Here is a 17722-nt window from a genome sequence, read left to right on the forward strand (position 1 = left end):
TGACTTCATTGTAAACTGTGGAACTCGTTCCATGTCAAGCCCTTTTTTTATTTTTTTTACAAAAAAAACATTCTAAAACTAGAATGTCCTTTGTTTACTTATTATTTGAGCTTAAAATGGGTTGAAAGTTGCATCAATTGAAGCATTTTTTTGACTTGTTGATTGACATTTTTCTTGTTACTTAAGACATCTTCGCCTTTGTTGAGCATGTTGACAGTAATCCAGCCTAAAGTTTCTGTTATTGCCACCGAAACCGTCAGATTTGCCACTGTTCCAGCCGCCGTTCCAAAAAAAGGAATTATTTTCATCAAATTTCCGGGGATTTCACGGACAAATGTCATCAAAAATGTCTCTTTTGCCAGGCTCCATGCCATACCTTCGCTCCATTTGGCTCCAAATATTTTGTGCAAACGGCTCATCATGACCACTTGGATAGGCACCAGCATAGCAGAGTCAGTTAAAGGAATTGGCGACAAAGTAACGATTGCTGCCATTAAGGTAGCCGAATGTATGGTTTGATGCGCTTTTTTCCTCACTTCTGGCGCTACATTTTCAAGTAAGGGGTCAAAATAGTGATCTAGCTTGCTTCCAACAACCGTCAGATTTTTTTCTGCCTCTTGCTTCAAACTTGCCAGCGATTTTTTCAAGATTGACGCTGACTTTTTCGGCATTTTTTGCGTCACTTCCGTAAAAAATTGATCAAAATCGTCAGCCTTATCAACTGTCATTGGTGACAGCACTTCTTTTTTCTGCTTTCTCTTAAACATGTGTCTCCTTTCCAAAAATTGAAAATGACCTTTTGTAATGATAATTATAGCACAGTTTTGAACTGTAAAACAGCAGATTATTTTTATCAAATTGTACTGCCCAAAATGGCAAAATAATGATAAAATTTGAGTATGACAATTACATTTAGAGAAATACGAAAAGAATATCAAAATCAGGCCGTTTTATCCGAGGTCAATTTTCAGATTGAAAGTCGGGAATTTTTCGTGCTTGCCGGCAGTAGTGGTGGTGGAAAAACAACCCTGCTCAAGATGATTAATCGGCTGATTGAGCCGACATCTGGTCACATTGAGATTGATGGGCAAGACATTAGGGAGATGGATTTGCGCGAGCTTCGCCTTCAGATTGGCTATGTTTTACAAGATATTGCCCTTTTTCCAAATATGACAATTCTTGAAAATGTCGGACTTATCCCACAAATGAAAGGCTGGAAAGCTGACAAAATCAAAGCGCGCGTCGAGGAACTTCTGCCTTTGGTTGGATTGTCTGCCGAAAAATATCTCATGCGTTATCCACACGAACTCTCTGGTGGTGAGGCTCAAAGAATTGGTATTTTGCGGGCCATTGCGGCCAATCCAAAAATTATTTTGATGGACGAACCTTTTTCAGCGCTGGATCCGATTTCACGTAAACAACTGCAAATCACAGGCATTTTTCAGACCATTCCATCTTTGGCATTGCTTGGCTTGCTCATTCCTTTTCTCGGAATTGGTGCACCACCTGCTATCGTCGCATTGGTCGTTTATGGTTTGTTTCCGATTATCCAAAATACTTATACGGGACTGCAACAAATCAATCCGTCTTTGATTGAGGCTGCGACTGCATTTGGTATGAACCGACGTGAGCGTTTGATGAAGTTTGAACTGGCGCTCGCCATGCCATTTATCATTGCGGGTATCCGAACCAGTGCTGTCATGATTATCGGAACAGCTACGCTTGCAGCACTCATTGGTGCAGGTGGTCTTGGTAATTTTATTATTCTTGGTATTAACTCAAATGACATTAGCCTCATTCTCATTGGTGCCATTTCATCAGCCATTCTTGCCATTTTGTTCTCAACGCTTTTACATTGGCTGGAAAAAGCCAAACTTCGCACGATTTTGATGAGCTTTTTCATTGGTTTAATACTTTTGGCTGGTTCTTATTATCAACCTCAATCAAGCACACACCCTGAAATCACGATTGGTGGCAAACTTGGTTCTGAGCCGACCATCATTATCAATATGTACAAAGAATTGATTGAGAAAAAAAGTGATATTCGTGTCAATTTGAAGTCCAATTTTGGCGATACAACTTTTTGTTACAATGCGCTAAAAACTGACAAAATCGACCTTTATCCTGAATATACAGGTACCATTTTGACCACATTTTCAAAGAAAACGACCACATCAACCAATCCTGGGACCGTCTATGAAAATGCACGCGATGACATCAAAAAATTGGACGATTTCATTTATCTAAAACCAATGGCCTTTCAAGATACCTATGCACTGGCTGTCAAATCAAGCACTGCAAAGGAAAATCAACTGGAAAACATTTCTGATTTGAGCACGCTCAATCACCCACTTGCAGGATTTGACCTCGAATTTGCCAATCGAAAAGATGGTTATTTGGGACTTCAAAGTAAATATGGCTTGAATTTCAATGTTAAAACCATGCAGACCAGCCTGATTTATAGCGCTTTAAACAGCAATGCTGTTCAGATTGCTCAAGTTTATTCGACAGACAGCCAGATCAAGCAATACAACTTGAAAGTCTTAAAAGATGATAAAAAACTTTTCCCACCTTATCAAGCAGCACCCTTGATGTCTGAAAAATTACTCAAAAAATATCCACAGTTAGAGACAATCTTGAACCAGTTGGCTGGCAAAATCACAGACCAAGAGATGATTGAAATGAACTATCAAGTCAATGTCGAACAAAAATCCGCAGCCACAGTGGCTCATGATTTCTTGGTCAAACATCATTTGATTTAAATAAAAAACTTATCTAAGGATAAGTTTTTTATTTTGCAAACTGAGAATTATAAAGATGAGCATACAGTCCACTTTGAGAAAGGAATTTTTCATGATTTCCCTTTTCAACGATATTTCCTTGATTCATGACAATGATTTGATCTGCCTCACGAATGGTTGACAATCGATGAGCCACGACGAAACTGGTTCGCCCAATCAAAAGCCGATTCATCGCTTCTTGAATGTGCTTCTCTGTCCGTGTGTCAACCGAGCTGGTTGCTTCATCCAAAATCAAAATTTCAGGATTGGCGACAAAAGCCCGAGCAATCGTCAAAAGTTGTCGCTGACCTTGTGAAATATTGCTGGCCTCTTCATTAAGCAAAGTGTCATAACCTTGTGGCAATGTTTGAATAAATTCATCTGCGAATGCCATTTTGGCAGCACTGACAAGTTCTTCATCTGTCGCGTCAAGTCTGCCATAGCGGAGATTATCACGAATACTCCCACTAAAAAGCCAGGTTTCCTGCAAGACCATCGCCATTTTTGAACGCAATTTTTCTCTTGAGAAACTTTGAATGTTTTGCCCATCCAAAAATATGTGTCCTGAACTTGGCTCATAAAAGCGCTCTAATAAATTGATTAGGGTTGTTTTTCCCGCACCTGTTGTCCCTACAATAGCAATCATTTCTCCTGATTTTACTGCCAGCGAAAAATCTTGCATCAGCGGTTGCGATGGCAAATATTGAAAAGCTAATTTGTCAAAGCGAATAAGGTCTGAAGTCCCTTTGTCAGTACTGACAGAAGCCTCTTCTGGAAAGAGTGGCATTTCTTCTTCATCGAGCAAATCAAAAATACGTTCCGCTGAGGCCACCGTTGCTTGAATGGTATTTAGCATGTTAGAAATATTCGTGATAGGCTGCGAAAATTGATTGGTATATTGGAGCATGGCTTGAACATCTCCAAGATTGATTGTGCCAGAGATGACTTTTAAGCCTCCGACAACAGCCATCGCCAGATAATCCAAATTATTGATAAAGCGCATGGTTGGATATATCAATGTTGAAACCACCTGTGCTTTCCATGCTGCCTGATAGAATTCTTCATTTTTCTGCTTAAAACGTGCTAGCATCTCTTCTTCATGGTTAAACGTTTTAATAATTGAATGTCCTGCATAATTTTCCTCAATTTGATTGTTAAGGAGGCCAAGATGGCGTTGTTGTTCGGCAAAGAAACGCTGTGAAAGAGGCGCTACAATACGTACCGTCATAAAAGCCAATGGTACTGTTACAAAGGCAACCAAAGCCAGTTGCCAACTAATCGTCAACATAAAATAAATGGTTCCAACAAACTGTAAAACAGAGGTGACCAATTGAATGAGTGTTTGATTGAGCGTCCCCGAAATATTGTCCATATCATTAATCATACGACTCATGATGTCTCCATTATTGTGACCATCATAATATGAAACTGGCAATTTCCGCATTTTTTCTTTAAATTCGCGCCTCAAAGCATAGACCGTCCGCTGTGAAATACGTGTCATAATGCTTTGCTGCAAGACACCTGACACAAAACTAATCACATAAATGACTGCCACCACTGACAAAATCGAAGCGACTTTCGCCATATCAATTCGAATGCCCTGATGTGTTTTGTAAGCACTGATGATGCCATCAAATACGACAGTCGTCGCATTCCCGAGTATTTTTGGCGCCTGAACGGATAAAATGACTGATATACTCGCAATAATTAGTGAAAAAATAACCCCCCAGAAATCACGACGCATATATTTAAACAAGCGAATGAGCGTTGGCCAGAAGTTTTCAGCTCTTTTTGCCTTTTTCCCCCACCTTGAAGCTGCACCATTGCCAGATCGATTGAGATAGTTACCACCATTTCTCATCATCAGTTTTGCCCTCCTTTCAACACTCTATCTGGGCTGTCAAGTCCCATTTTTTGCAAGTCTTGGTCAGAAAGTTGTGAACGCAATATTTCTTGATAATGAAGGCAAGTTTTGGACAATTCAGCATGACTACCAAAACCGCTGACCTGTCCATTTTCTAAAACTAAAATCTTGTCAGCATTCATGACTGTAGCAATACGTTGTGCCATAATAATTTTAATCGCATTTTGGTGGGCTTTCGAAGCAGAAATGGCTTGCCGTAATTTTGCATCTGTCGCAAAATCAAGGGCCGAAAATGAGTCATCAAAGAGATAAATTTGTGCAGGCTTAATCAAACTTCGTGCGATAGACAGGCGTTGCCGTTGACCTCCCGAAAAATTGGCTCCATTTTGTTCAACAGACATTTTCAAGCCTCCCTGTTGACGAACGAAATCGGCTGCTTGAGCAATTTCAAGGGCTTGCCACATTTCCTCATCAGTAGCATCCGGTTTACCAAAATAGAGGTTAGACTGGACCGTTCCTGAAAACAAAACTGCTTTTTGCTGAGCAATCGATATTCGGTCATAAAGTTCATGAAGAGTCAACTGACGAATATCTACTCCATTCAGCAAAATGCGCCCAGTTGTCACATCCATAAAGCGTCCCATCAATTGGACGAGCGTTGTTTTACCTGCCCCCGTTCCTCCAATAATTGCTAGCGTTTGACCGGCTTCAACCTCAAATGTCAGTGCTGACAGCGCTAGTCGTTCCGCTTGATCAAATTTGTAAGTAACCTGTTCAAAGGCCAATGCCGAGCCAGTTGCGCTTATTTCATTTTTGGGCAATGCGCCTGGGTTTGACATTTTTTCTTCTCTACCCAGCACTTCGCATACACGAATCGCAGAAACCTGCGCACGAGGAACCATCACTGCCACAGCTGATAACTGCATGAAACTCATCAAAATTTGGCTGGCATAAGTCAAGAATGCGACTAAGTTCCCCATGGGCATCATTCCTTGTCCAATCAATTTAGCTCCAAACCAAACGATTCCCAAATTCGTAAACGATAAGATAACAGTCATAATTGGCATAAGCATTGCAACAGTCGTCAAGACAATCCGACTGGTCTGTGTCAGATCTCGATTGGCTGCATCGAATTTTTCCTGCTCAAAATCATCTCGATTGAAAGCACGAATGACACGAACACCTGTCAATCCTTGCTGAAAAACCAGATTGATTTTATCAACCAGCGTTTGCATGACACGAAAACGAGGAATGGCAATTGCCATATTGATGACTACTGCAAGAGTCAACAAAGGTAAACTGACTGCAAAAACAAGCATCAGATTTTGGCTCAAATGCCATGCCATAAAAATCGAACCAATCAACATCATCGGTGCCATTAGCATCATTCGCAGCATGGTTTGAAAGACGTTTTGCAACTGTGTCACATCATTTGTCGTTCGTGTAATCAAAGTCGAATCACCAAAATCGGCAAAGGACAAGTCGTCCATTAGCATGACTTTCTTAAAAACGTCCTGCCGTAAATTTCTTCCCAAACGTTGCGATTGTTTTGATGCAAAATAAACATTTACCAATGCAGAAATCCAACTGGCGAGAGCAATGAGAAGCATGACCGCTCCCATCTTCCAGATGTAAGACATTTCTTGCTGCGCAATGCCTTTATTGATAATGTCAGCTGTGATACTGGGCAACCATAGATTTGTCATCACTTGAATAACCAAGAAAAACAGCGCCCAGAATACCGGCCAAGGCTGTAAATAATGACGTCCAATATTTAACATTTTACCTTCTTTAGAAACCTCAAACTATATTGTGTAGTTTCATATCTATCTTTAATAGCATTTGACATTATAGCACTTTTTCTAAAAAAAATCCCAAGAAAAAAACTGTCAAAGCTGACAGTTTTATTATAAATTTACATTGATTTCAGGGTAGCTTTCAGCATAAACTTCATCATTTGTTCCATAATATGAAACTTTTCGTACTTCAAAATCAACCACATAGCGAACAATTCCGGCCTTCCAGCAGCCCATTAGGAATTCTGGAAAACTGCTTTCTCCATTTTGGTCAATTTTCAAAATCCGTTTTAATTCTGCTTCATCAAAGCTTGGAACGTCAGTGGGTTGACTGATTAAACCTTGATTTAACATGGTCAAGACGCCTTCCGATGTCCAATAAGTGCTTTGCCCAGCAGGCAAAATCCATTCGTTTTTTGTCACGCCTACTTCATGCAGACAAGCTGACAAATAAGGAAATCCGCCAACTTTTGGCCGTATCTTTTCAGCTTTCTTCATTGCAGTTTGAATTAAATCAATGCTTTTCATTTTTTACTTGAACTCTTTTCTTATTTTATTTTCATGAAATCATCTGTCAGTGCTGACAGGCTTTTATTTGGTGTAAGTTAAGCTTTTGACAATGTTTCCTGAGCCGTTTGTCAAATTGATGACAACTTTTGGATTTTCTGTCCCACTTTCAGACATGGACGTAAGGGCTTGGTCGGCAAGAGACTGAATAGAGTCGCCATTTGCTGCAACCAATGCATTGGCAGTCAAACTATTCAGCTTGCTTGATTTGATGGTATAAGTCACCGTTGAGCCACTTACTGTCGCCACTGCGCTATCAACATAAGCACCAGCTTTAGCTTTAATGGTAGCCGCATAGCTATTCATTTTTTCTGCGACTTGTTCAGGCGTTTTGGCTGCAACAGCTTGTCCCGTTGACGAAGCCGTTCCAGCGGATGATGTGCTGGAGCTTGAAGCTACTGCACTTGAACTCGATGCTTCTGTTTTGATGGATTGTACCAATTTATTCGTTTCATTTTTGACAATGTTTCGCTCAATCATCAGTCCGACACCAGCGACAATTGCCAGTAGGACAATGATTGAAACGATGGTGATAAGTACTTTTCTCATCACATGTGATTTTTTCTTTGTTTTGTTCTGTCGTGAATTCATTTTTCTCCATTTCTTCCGTGAACAAATTCATCCCGTACAGGTATTTTATCAAAAAAGTCTCAAATCAAACAGAATTACGCTTCTTCATGCCTTTTCATCCATTTTGGAATTTCTGAAATGATTTGACTTGGCAAAACAACATAGGCATCCTGTGCCAGTTGGTGCGCGATTGCAGAATGAAGATAAACTGCCGCAGCAACTGCTTCTGGCAAAGTACTAGAAAATTGTCCGATAAATGCACCGATGAGACCTGCCAGCGTATCGCCCATTCCGCCCGTTGCTTGAGCTGGCGTGCCAACAGTCAACAGATAAGCCGATTTGATTGGCAAATGCTTGAACAGCTGCTTCATTTTGACCACCAATCTCAAGTCCTGACAAGCGTTGAAGTTCCATCTCATGAGGCGTAAAGACCGTTCGTTCTGGAAATGGAAGTTCAAGCCCATACCTTGCGAAAAGACTGATGGCTGAGCCATCAATCACAAGAAATTGATTTTCTGTGATTTGCTTAAGAATTTCCTTAAAAATTTCTAGGCTTTCCTCAGATAAACCTAGTCCACAACCAATCACAACCACGTCTGCTGCCAAAACAGCTGCCTTCAAGTCCGAATGAGCGTCAATCACCATTGCTTCCGGTAAGCGAGCATGAAGTGCTGAGCGATTGTGCAGATCGCAAGCGACCGTTGTCAAGCCACTTCCTGCATACACCGCTGCAGAAGCAGCCAAAATAATGGCACCACCAAATTGTTCATTTCCGCCTACCAGCAAAAGCTTCCCATAATCCGATTTATGAGAATGCGCCCGCCGTTTTTTAATCACACGCCTTAAAATATCATCATTTAGTTCAATCATGATTTAATTATATCAAAATCCACAGCTCCTGAATTCAATTTTCCGAAAAACAGCTTGTTTTTGGGAATGTTTGTTCTAAAGATGTTATAATTTTATCATGAATAAATTTGATGTAATCGTCGTAGGCAGTGGGCCTTCAGGAATGATGGCAGCCGTTTCTGCTGCTGAAACTGGCAAATCTGTTGCCTTAATTGACAAAAATAAAAAAGTTGGAAAAAAACTCTTGATGACTGGTGGCGGACGCTGTAATGTGACCAATAGTCGCTCTGTTGATGAGATTATTTCTAATGTTCCAGGAAATGGCCGTTTTTTGTACAGTGCATTTTCACAATTTTCTAATCAAGATATCATTTCTTTCTTTGAAAACAATGATGTGCCACTCAAAGAGGAAGACCACGGCCGACTTTTTCCGACAACTGACAAGTCAAAAACCATTGTCGCCGCTTTGTTTAACAAGTGTTTGAGCCTGGGCGTTCATTATTATCCCCAAACGACTGTAACGGATTTAATCATTGAAAATGGTGCCATTTCTGGTGTTCAGACTGAAAATGACAGCTATTTTGCACCTGCCGTGATTTTGTCAACCGGTGGCAAAACATATCCTTCAACAGGTTCAACTGGCGACGGTTATCGCTTTGCAAAAGCTGCCGGCCACACCATTACGCCACTTTATGCAACCGAATCTGCTTTGATTTCTCATGAAAACTTTATCCGAGAGAAAACCTTGCAAGGTATTAGCCTGCGCGAAGTCGAATTATCTGTCTTAAATCCAAAAGGAAAAACTGTCGTTAAGCATCAACATGACTTGCTTTTTACTCATTTTGGAATATCTGGCCCTGCTGCACTGAGATGTTCTAGCTTTGTTAACAAATTATTAGGAAAAGGTGAGAAAAACGTTATCGTTCAGCTTGATTTATTCCCTGAAAAATCAAATGGACAGCTCAAAAACGAGCTGTCAGCTCTGACAAACTCAAATAAAGCGGTAAAAAATGCACTGTCAGCTCTGACACAAGAACGCGTTTTGCTTTTCATGCTCGAGCAGGCTCAGATTGATGCCGACATGCCAGTTAAACAGCTCAACGACAAGCAAATCGACCAGTTGATTAGCCTTTTGAAAGCTTTCAAAATTACTGTTGATAGCACTTTTCCTATCGAAAAATCCTTTGTTACTGGCGGTGGTGTCAAACTCAGCGAAATCACGCCTCAAAGCCTTGAAAGTAAGCTCACACAAGGACTTTACATGACTGGAGAACTCCTCGACATCAACGGCTACACGGGTGGCTACAATATCACCTGCGCCTTCGTCACAGGTGCTGTTGCTGGGAAACATGCTGCGCAAGGATATTGATGTAGGAAAATTTTTCTTGGTTGAAGTAAAATAGTGGAAATCAAAAACAATGGATTTTCTCAGGAAAATCTAATTTTTAAGAAGGCATTAACAATGAACAATATCGAATGGTTATTCTTTGACTTGGGATACACCCTTGTCATCAAAAAAGAATACGAACTGCCATTCAGCTCCTTGAAAAAAACGATATTTTTGTCAGCTTTGACAGTTTTTATAATCAAATGGTTGTAGCCTCTAAAGCTTATCAATCTCCCTTCTTAACTGTTTTTAATCAATACGGTTTAAGTGAAATTATTGCTTATCCAAGTCAATTTGAAATCTTGTATCCAGAAGTTGAAAAAATTTTATCACAGCTTCATAAAAATTATAAAATTGGACTCATTGCAAACCAATCTAGCGGTGCAAAAGAACGACTTGAAGGTTGGGGCATTTCGGAGTATTTTGATGTTATCGTTTCATCTAGTGAAGCCGGTGTTGCCAAACCAGATGAAAAAATTTTTAAACTTGCATTAGAAAAAAGTGAAGCCATTCCACAAAATGCTGTAATGATTGGTGACCGTCTAGACAATGATATTTTTCCAGCCAAAAAATTAGGATTTCAAACAATTTGGATAAAACAAGGACTTGGAGGACTTCAAAAGCCACTTTCTAATGCTTATCAAGCTGATTTTGAGATTAGTTCTATTTCAGATATCTTAAACATATTTAATAAAAAATAATATCAACACGACTTGTAAAAAGACTTTTCAAAATAATGAAAAGTCTTTTATATTAAGCATGATCTTTGCTATTTTCAAATCAACTTTGATTTAAGATATTTAAAAATGAAGTGTACAGTTTTATGGATAGCTCACTCAAACTGTAATCTTTTTTGAAGATTAAAATATAGTCAGCGACTAGTTCATTTTTATCCAAACTATAAACAACACATTTTTCATCTGAAATATAACGATCGACCAATATTTTTGGTATAAAAGTTACTCCCATCCCCGACATTGTTAAGTTAACTGCCGTAAGTACTGTACTAGTAGTGATAAGCGGATTGATATTCAAATTATTTTTTGCAAAAAATCTAGCAACATTTTTACCAATACCATAGTCAAGTGGTGTAAGAATAATCGGCTGTTCCTTGACTAAAGAAAGTTCCCCACTGTATTTTGCTATTGACTTATTTTTGCTCGGATCAAACAAAGGGCTTATTTCGGGGACAAGTAAATAAAGTTCTTCCTTAAAGATACTAGAATATGTAAGATTTTGTTCATATAAAAGTGGTGCCATTCCTAAGGCAAGTTCCATTTCACCACTTATAATCATTCTTTCAGAAATATTTTGATTTTGTTCATTTAAAACGATATCTATACCTGGTGATTGTTTATGAAATTCTGGTAATACTTTTGATAGAAAGGTCGAGGCTAAAGCCGAATTAATACCTAAAGAAACTTCCCCTCTTTGATTTGTTTTTAACAAATAGAGCTCGTGCTTCATCTTATTTTCTAAAGAACTGATTTCCTTTAGATACCAAAGGTAGCGTTTCCCTGAATAAGTTAGATAAGCTTTGTGGTGGCTATGATTGAATATTTGAATTCCCATTTCTTCTTCTAATTGTTTTATTAACTTACTGAGATAGGGCTGAGAAACAAAGAGTTCTTTTGAAGCTTTTGTTATGTTCTGACAACGTTCTATTGTTTCTATATATGAAATTTTGTCTATTGTTTCCATGTTTCCCCCATTAAGACATCTAATAATAATAAAAAAGTTATAAATCAATAAAAATTAGGTTATAATATAAGATATAAAGGGGAATTTCCATCAAGTCAATTAACCGTTATCATCTATATAAATAAGTTCTTTTATACTCATTATAACATAAATTATCCCATCCAAAACTCGCTTTAATAACCAAAGAGTTATAAAATCCTTCAAAAAAAAGTCTTTTTATTCTTGAGACTTATTTTATATAATTTAATTGAATGAATAATTATTGTATTAGCGTTCTATTTAAATATTATTGGAGGTTTATTAAAATTGTTGAAAGATACAAATGCATCAACTTATAAAGGAGATGCGAAATTATTAATAGGTATTATCCTAGCAGTTTTATCATTTTGGTTATTTGCTCAATCCGTACTTAATATGGAACCAGCAATTCAAAAAAGCTTAGGAATGACTTCAGGAGCTATGGGGATTGGTGTTTCAATCACGGCTTTATTTTCTGGTTTATTTATCGTACTCACTGGTGGTTTAGCTGATAGATTGGGCCGAGTTAAATTTAGTTTAGCTGGTCTTGTCATCAACATTATCGGTTCTATTTTACTTATTATTGCTCAAAGTGCTCCTCTCTTTATAGCAGGACGTATTCTTCAAGGAGTCGCTGCTGCATTTATTATGCCTGCCACAATGGCTTTAGTAAAGACTTATTATGATGGGGCAGAGCGTCAACGTGCGGTTAGCTATTGGTCTATTGGTTCTTGGGGAGGTTCTGGTTTATGTTCATTCTTCGGTGGAGCCATTGCTAGTACATTGGGTTGGCGTTATGTTTTCATATTCTCAATTATTGTTTCAGTCATCAGTTTTATTCTTATTATGGGAACACCTGAAAGTAAAGTTGTTGTTGAAAAAGTAAAATTTGACTTCTTTGGCCTTATCTTATTCATCATTAGTATGTTGGCTTTAAATCTCGGAATTTCTTCAGCACAACAATACGGTCTACAAAGTTCTCGCACGCTCACTCTGTTCGCTGTCGTAATTGTTGGATTAGTTTTGTTCTATTTTACAAAAAAAAACAAATCAAATAGTTTCATGGATTTCAATCTCTTTAAAAATCGTTTCTACCTTGGAGCAACCATTTCTAACTTTTTATTAAACGCGGTTGCTGGAACACTTATTGTAATTAACACTTATATGCAAATTGGTCGTGGCTTGTCATCTGCTGTCGCTGGTGAAATGTCTCTTGGCTATCTCGTTTGTATCTTAATTACAATCAGAATTGGTGAAAAATTACTTCAAAAAATGGGTGCTCGTAAACCAATGGTGTTGGGGGCTTCTGCCACTCTAATCGGTATTATCTTGATGACTTTTGTTAATGTTCAAGGCCCACTTTATCTCGTGCTTGTCTTTATTGGTTATTCTATTTTCGGTATTGGACTCGGTATCTACGCGACTCCTTCAACCGATACTGCTATTTCCAATGTATCTGATGAAAAAGTTGGTTCAGCATCTGGGATTTATAAAATGGCTAGCTCTTTAGGAGGCGCCATCGGAGTTGCCATTTCTTTGGCCGTTTTCAGTTCAGTAGGAGCAGACAAAGTATCTACTGCAGCATTTTTGGGTCTAGGAGTGAACATTATTTTTGGCATTCTTGCTATCATTTCAATTATGTTTATCATTCCTAAAAACTCAAAAATGAAATAATTATAATCATAGTTTTAAAGAAAGGAAAAGAAAATGAGTATTCAATCGGTTTTAAGCGACCTTGAAGAAATAAAAGGTTGGCAAGAAGAGTTGTACAAAGACTTTCACAAACATCCCGAACTTTCAATGCAAGAGGTAGAAACGACTTCTAAAATTGAGAACATTTTAAAACAATGTAATTTCACTGTGAAAAAAATTGGCGGTGGAATTGTTGGAATTCTAGAAAACGGAGAAGGACCTAAAGTTCTTTTTAGAGCGGATATTGATGCTCTTCCTGTAAAAGAAGACTCCGATGTTCCTTACGCTTCTACTGTTGAAATGACTGATTTAGAAGGTCATCTTCTTCCAGTCATGCATGCATGCGGGCACGACTTTCATATCACTGCTGGATTAGGGGCAGCAAAAATGCTATCAAGCCACCTGTCAGAATGGCATGGAACATATATTGCCCTCTTCCAACCTGGTGAAGAAATCGCTGCTGGTGCAAAATCAATGCTCAAAGACGATCTTATAAATAAAATTCCAAAGCCAGATGTTGCTTTGTCTCAACATGTATTGAATGAACCCGAGTCTGGAAAAGTAGGAACAACAGCAGGGCCATTCTTATCTACTGCTGCTTCAATTAAAATCCACATTAAAGGCAAGGGAGCACACGGTTCTATGCCTCACTTGAGTATTGATCCCGTTGTGATTGGTTCGTCTATCGTTATGAAGCTTCAAACTATTGTGTCTCGTGAAGTCAATCCTTTTGATTTTGCTGTCGTCACTGTAGGTTCCTTCCAATCTGGGCTTAAAGCAAATATTATTCCTGATGACGCTACACTAGAACTTAATATTAGAGCATATAGTGAAGATGTAAAAGAACATCTCATTAGCGCTATTAAGCGAATTGCTCTTTCAGAGTGTCAAGCTGGTAATTGTACAGAAGAACCAACAATAGAAGTTTATGACAACTATCCTTTGACTAAAAATTATGAAGAAACTACGGCTAAAGTAACCCAAGCATTTAAAACTAATTTGGGTGAAGACAGAGTAGTTGACTACAAACCTATGACCGCTTCTGAAGATTTCTCATATCTTCCAGATGCCTGGGGAATTCCTTATTTCTACTGGGGCTTTGGCGGATTTACAAAAGATCAAGTGGCTTATCCAAACCATAGTCCAAAATTTGTTCCAGCTTTACAGCCAACACTGACAACTGGAACTCAAGCTGCAATTACTGCTGTTCTTGCATTTCTCGGAAATGATTAAACAATTTCCTTGGTAAGTTATGCTTTTAATTCAGACAAATTTTAAATGAATATCGCATTTGATTATCATCAAAAGCAATCAAAAAGACAAGATTTAATTCTTGTCTTTTTTGATCAATGAACTTCCTACAACATGAAAAACCACAGCGCATTGCTGTGGTTTTCATATTTCTTGATTATTTTTTAATCTTAACGAACAATACTTTTAAATAATTTCCGTCAGGGAAGGCTCTAGACACATGGAAATCTGCGGGGAGTTGCTCTTTTTGGAAGATGTCAAAGCTGACAGCCTTATCAACTAGGGCTTTGGTAACCATCTGTTCAAATTTGGTAGCATTGATGTTGGCAGCATTGGTTGAGCAAATCAAAATGCCATCTTTTTCTAATATATCAATGGATTGTTCAACTAATTCGCCATAATTTTTTGCCACCGAAAAAGTATGTTTTCCGTTTCGAGCAAAACTTGGTGGGTCAAGCACAATCAAATCATAGGTCAACTGCTTCTTTTTAGCATAATTAAAATAAGCAAAGGTGTCCATCACGTAGATTTTTTGAGTATCTGGATCGATTTGATTGACCTCAAATTGTTGGCGGGTTTTCTCAAGGCTTCGTTTTGCCAAATCAACCGAAGTCGTTTGAATACTGCCGCCAAATGCACTTGCGACAGAAAATGCTCCCGTATAACTAAACATATTGAGCATGGTTTTTCCAGCTGAAAGGCCGTCCGCCAAAATTCCACGAACATTTTTTTGATCAAGGAAAATGCCTGTCATCAAGCCTTCATTAAGATAACTGGCATATTTCACGCCATTTTCAAGTACAATCAGGGGTTCTGGTGCTTCCTGTCCGCTGACAAAACGGCTTTCGATTTTATCAGCATGAGCAAATCTCATTTTCTCATAAATTCCACAGATTTCTGGATAAACATGAGAAAATGCCGCCAGAATTTCTAATCTTTGTTCATAAATGAAAGCATTGTACCATGAAAAGACGACATAATCAGCATAAAAATCAACGGTTACGCCGCCAAGACCATCACCTTCGCCATTAAACAAACGAAATGCGGTTGTCAGTTGATCATCAAAAAATGAGAGCCGTAAATTTTTAGCTTCCAAAAATTTACTTTCGTAAAATGCTTGATTGATTGTTGTTTTTGAACTGCTAAGAAGCCAACCAATCCCCTTATTTTGCTTTGATAAATAGGCAGTGCCGAGCGTTTTTTGCTTTTGATCAACAAGCTCAACAAAACTGTCTTCAGGAAGTTGCGACACTAAATCTTCCAAGACAAGCAAAGGGTAGCCCTTGCTCAAACGTTTTGCGGCTTGTGCTTTTACAGTGATTTTATTCATAAAATCATTATACCATGACTTTGTAGCATTTTGCATGGGAGCAAAAATTTTAATTTTTTGCTTCTCCATAAGAAGTCGCAAAACTAGGTGCATACTGCTCCATCAGCAAGGTCAAAAATTCTGATACCGATTTGCTAAGTGTGCGATTGACCGAGTAAAAGGACAAATCACGCTCCAGTCCAAAAATCGCACGACCATTTTCTTTGTCTGTTTCCAGTCGTCTTTTTGTTGCCAGCAAAATTTCACGTTCGCCTTGCGAAATTGTTTCGTCCAAAACAAGTGTATAAACACGGCTCAAAACTTCTTTTTCTGTCCATTTTTCCATGACAAAACCTCCATTGATTTATTAAAATCATTATAACATGGAAAAATTGGCTTTCTAGATTATTCCCAAAAACGAGTATTTTTTTCTATCATCTTTGTACTATTCAGTACGTCGAAGTCTTAAAATCAACAAAAAAACTCTGTCAGTACTGACAGAGTCCATTTTTCAATAAAGTACGTAGTTTTTATTGTATAAAAACTGCGTTCATCGCTCTAAACGCTGAAGCGTCAAGACCGATTTTATTTTTCAGTCAATGCAGCAAGACCTGGAAGAACTTTACCTTCCAAGAGTTCCATAGATGCTCCACCACCAGTAGAAATCCATGAGAATTTGTCTGCGTAACCAAGGTTGATTGCAGCAGCTGCTGAATCTCCACCACCGATGATTGATTTAACACCTGGTTGTTTAACGATAGCTTCCATCAAACCAACTGTACCTGCTTGGAAGTCTGGGTTTTCAAAGACACCAACTGGGCCATTCCAAACGACTGTTTTAGCACCTTCAAGTTGAGTTGAGTAGTCAGCGATTGTTTTTGTTGCAACGTCAAGTCCCATGAAACCAGCAGGGATGTTTTGGTCTGCAGTTTCTTTAACTTCAGTATAATCAGCAAATGCGTTTGCTACTTTGTGGTCAACTGGCAAGATAAGTTTTCCGTCAGCTTTTTCAAGAAGACCTTTAGCAAGTTCGATTTTGTCATCTTCAACAAGTGAAGTTCCGATTTCGTAACCTTGAGCTTTCAAGAATGTGTAAGCCATACCACCACCGATAATAACTTTATCAGCTTTGGCAAGCAAGTTTTCGATAACACCAATCTTGTCAGAAACTTTAGAACCACCAAGGATTGCTACGAATGGACGTTCTGGAGCTTCAACTGCTTCTTGGATATAAGCAATTTCGTTTTCAAGAAGGAAACCAGCAACAGCTTTTTCAACGTTTGCAGAGATACCAACGTTTGAAGCGTGAGCACGGTGAGCAGTACCGAAAGCGTCATTTACGAAGATACCATCTCCGAGTGAAGCCCAGTATTTACCAAGTTCAGGATCGTTTTTAGATTCTTTCTTACCATCGATATCTTCGAAACGTGTATTTTCAACGAGCAAGATTTCGCCATCTTTAAGTTCGTTTACAGCAGTTTCAAGTTCTGCTCCACGAGTTGTTGGAACAAAAGTAACTTCTTGTCCAAGTTTTGTAGCCAATGCAGCAGCAACAGGAGCAAGTGTTTTGCTTGCTTTGTCAGCTTCTTCTTTCACACGTCCGAGGTGAGAGAAAAGAATTGCACGTCCGCCTTGTTCAAGGATATACTTGATTGTTGGAAGAGCTGCAGTGATACGGTTATCGTTAGTAATCACACCATCTTTGATTGGGACATTAAAGTCAACACGAACAAGGACTTTTTTGCCTTTGAGTTCAACATCTTTGACAGTCAATTTTGCCATTTTTGTAAATCTCCTTAAGATTTTAGTTGGGTAAAAACCCTTTTTGATAAGATAATTATATCACAAATTCTCACATTTTGTTGTGAAATTCTGCGTTTTAATCATGTAATCGGTACCAGTAATAAAAAAATTAAGATTGAAAAATGAATAAAATAA

15 protein-coding genes and 1 pseudogene are annotated in these 17722 nt (G+C 38.5%); 6 read left to right on the forward strand and 10 right to left on the reverse strand.

Annotated features, from left to right (window positions below; genetic code table 11):
- Positions 1-101: 101 nt before the first annotated feature.
- Positions 102-767, reverse strand: a complete 666-nt coding sequence (locus tag GHI45_RS06640; protein WP_147780082.1) for a DUF697 domain-containing protein — start codon at positions 765-767, stop codon at positions 102-104.
- A 132-nt stretch (positions 768-899) separates the two neighbouring features.
- Between GHI45_RS06640 and GHI45_RS06645 the strand changes: the two genes are divergently transcribed.
- Positions 900-2762: a glycine betaine ABC transporter substrate-binding protein gene (locus tag GHI45_RS06645; protein ID WP_147780081.1), complete on the forward strand. Its 1863-nt coding sequence runs from the start codon at positions 900-902 to the stop codon at positions 2760-2762.
- Between the two features lie 28 nt (positions 2763-2790).
- Here GHI45_RS06645 and GHI45_RS06650 read toward each other — a convergent pair whose 3' ends face one another.
- From GHI45_RS06650 to GHI45_RS06670, 5 genes and pseudogenes are all read right to left on the reverse strand, one after another.
- Positions 2791-4641, reverse strand: coding sequence for an ABC transporter ATP-binding protein (locus GHI45_RS06650; RefSeq protein WP_370450753.1), 1851 nt, complete (start codon positions 4639-4641; stop codon positions 2791-2793).
- A gap of 2 nt (positions 4642-4643) precedes the next feature.
- Complete coding sequence (locus tag GHI45_RS06655) at positions 4644-6425, reverse strand: ABC transporter ATP-binding protein (RefSeq protein WP_147780079.1); 1782 nt, start codon at positions 6423-6425, stop codon at positions 4644-4646.
- 126 nt (positions 6426-6551) lie between these two features.
- The gene (locus tag GHI45_RS06660) at positions 6552-6968 is read right to left on the reverse strand and encodes a DUF1398 domain-containing protein (RefSeq protein ID WP_147780078.1); all 417 of its coding nucleotides are present in this window, start codon (positions 6966-6968) and stop codon (positions 6552-6554) included.
- A gap of 63 nt (positions 6969-7031) precedes the next feature.
- On the reverse strand, positions 7032-7598 hold the full coding sequence (locus GHI45_RS06665; protein ID WP_147780077.1) for a hypothetical protein: 567 nt from the start codon (positions 7596-7598) through the stop codon (positions 7032-7034).
- Between the two features lie 74 nt (positions 7599-7672).
- Positions 7673-8447: pseudogene (locus GHI45_RS06670) on the reverse strand (NAD(P)H-hydrate dehydratase).
- Positions 8448-8544: 97 nt separating this feature from the next.
- Here GHI45_RS06670 and GHI45_RS06675 point away from each other — a divergent pair.
- The 3 genes from GHI45_RS06675 (at position 8545) to GHI45_RS06680 (ending at position 10514) form a co-directional block, all read left to right on the forward strand.
- The gene (locus GHI45_RS06675) at positions 8545-9795 is read left to right on the forward strand and encodes an NAD(P)/FAD-dependent oxidoreductase (RefSeq protein WP_147780076.1); all 1251 of its coding nucleotides are present in this window, start codon (positions 8545-8547) and stop codon (positions 9793-9795) included.
- 93 nt (positions 9796-9888) lie between these two features.
- Positions 9889-10026 (forward strand): hypothetical protein, encoded by a 138-nt coding sequence (locus GHI45_RS11280; RefSeq protein WP_194285093.1) that lies wholly within the window; start codon positions 9889-9891, stop codon positions 10024-10026.
- Positions 10017-10514, forward strand: a complete 498-nt coding sequence (locus GHI45_RS06680; RefSeq protein ID WP_147780075.1) for an HAD family hydrolase — start codon at positions 10017-10019, stop codon at positions 10512-10514. Before GHI45_RS11280 ends, GHI45_RS06680 begins: the two co-directional genes overlap by 10 nt.
- Positions 10515-10593: 79 nt before the next feature.
- Here the strand turns inward: GHI45_RS06680 and GHI45_RS06685 are convergent, their stop codons facing one another.
- Positions 10594-11514, reverse strand: a complete 921-nt coding sequence (locus GHI45_RS06685; protein WP_147780074.1) for a LysR family transcriptional regulator — start codon at positions 11512-11514, stop codon at positions 10594-10596.
- A gap of 309 nt (positions 11515-11823) precedes the next feature.
- On the opposite strand from GHI45_RS06685, the gene GHI45_RS06690 reads away from it, so the two are divergent.
- Together GHI45_RS06690 and GHI45_RS06695 are read left to right on the forward strand one after the other, a co-directional pair.
- Positions 11824-13206, forward strand: a complete 1383-nt coding sequence (locus GHI45_RS06690) for an MFS transporter (protein ID WP_147780112.1) — start codon at positions 11824-11826, stop codon at positions 13204-13206.
- 33 nt (positions 13207-13239) lie between these two features.
- Complete coding sequence (locus tag GHI45_RS06695) at positions 13240-14457, forward strand: amidohydrolase (protein ID WP_147780073.1); 1218 nt, start codon at positions 13240-13242, stop codon at positions 14455-14457.
- Between the two features lie 175 nt (positions 14458-14632).
- Here GHI45_RS06695 and GHI45_RS06700 read toward each other — a convergent pair whose 3' ends face one another.
- The 3 genes from GHI45_RS06700 to pgk form a co-directional block, all read right to left on the reverse strand.
- Positions 14633-15805: a class I SAM-dependent rRNA methyltransferase gene (locus tag GHI45_RS06700; RefSeq protein ID WP_147780072.1), complete on the reverse strand. Its 1173-nt coding sequence runs from the start codon at positions 15803-15805 to the stop codon at positions 14633-14635.
- A gap of 49 nt (positions 15806-15854) precedes the next feature.
- On the reverse strand, positions 15855-16130 hold the full coding sequence (locus GHI45_RS06705) for a bacteriocin immunity protein (protein WP_147780071.1): 276 nt from the start codon (positions 16128-16130) through the stop codon (positions 15855-15857).
- A 239-nt stretch (positions 16131-16369) separates the two neighbouring features.
- Positions 16370-17566, reverse strand: coding sequence for a phosphoglycerate kinase (gene pgk, locus GHI45_RS06710; RefSeq protein ID WP_147780070.1), 1197 nt, complete (start codon positions 17564-17566; stop codon positions 16370-16372).
- Positions 17567-17722: the final 156 nt, after the last annotated feature.

Source organism: Lactococcus sp. dk101, from assembly GCF_009601055.1.
In the GTDB taxonomy this organism is placed as follows: Bacteria; Bacillota; Bacilli; order Lactobacillales; family Streptococcaceae; genus Lactococcus.

Excerpts from the sequence above, each read along its gene's own strand:
- GHI45_RS06645 (WP_147780081.1), top strand. The coding sequence starts at position 900 with ATGACAATTACATTTAGAGAAATACGAAAAGAATATCAAAATCAGGCC.
- GHI45_RS06700 (WP_147780072.1), bottom strand. The coding sequence starts at position 15,805 with ATGAATAAAATCACTGTAAAAGCACAAGCCGCAAAACGTTTGAGCAAG.
- GHI45_RS06655 (WP_147780079.1), bottom strand. The coding sequence starts at position 6,425 with ATGTTAAATATTGGACGTCATTATTTACAGCCTTGGCCGGTATTCTGG.
- GHI45_RS06695 (WP_147780073.1), top strand. The coding sequence starts at position 13,240 with ATGAGTATTCAATCGGTTTTAAGCGACCTTGAAGAAATAAAAGGTTGG.
- pgk (WP_147780070.1), bottom strand. The coding sequence starts at position 17,566 with ATGGCAAAATTGACTGTCAAAGATGTTGAACTCAAAGGCAAAAAAGTC.
- GHI45_RS06640 (WP_147780082.1), bottom strand. The coding sequence starts at position 767 with ATGTTTAAGAGAAAGCAGAAAAAAGAAGTGCTGTCACCAATGACAGTT.
- GHI45_RS06660 (WP_147780078.1), bottom strand. The coding sequence starts at position 6,968 with ATGAAAAGCATTGATTTAATTCAAACTGCAATGAAGAAAGCTGAAAAG.
- GHI45_RS06705 (WP_147780071.1), bottom strand. The coding sequence starts at position 16,130 with ATGGAAAAATGGACAGAAAAAGAAGTTTTGAGCCGTGTTTATACACTT.
- GHI45_RS11280 (WP_194285093.1), top strand. The coding sequence starts at position 9,889 with ATGAACAATATCGAATGGTTATTCTTTGACTTGGGATACACCCTTGTC.
- GHI45_RS06675 (WP_147780076.1), top strand. The coding sequence starts at position 8,545 with ATGAATAAATTTGATGTAATCGTCGTAGGCAGTGGGCCTTCAGGAATG.
- GHI45_RS06650 (WP_370450753.1), bottom strand. The coding sequence starts at position 4,641 with ATGAGAAATGGTGGTAACTATCTCAATCGATCTGGCAATGGTGCAGCT.
- GHI45_RS06665 (WP_147780077.1), bottom strand. The coding sequence starts at position 7,598 with ATGAATTCACGACAGAACAAAACAAAGAAAAAATCACATGTGATGAGA.
- GHI45_RS06685 (WP_147780074.1), bottom strand. The coding sequence starts at position 11,514 with ATGGAAACAATAGACAAAATTTCATATATAGAAACAATAGAACGTTGT.
- GHI45_RS06680 (WP_147780075.1), top strand. The coding sequence starts at position 10,017 with ATGGTTGTAGCCTCTAAAGCTTATCAATCTCCCTTCTTAACTGTTTTT.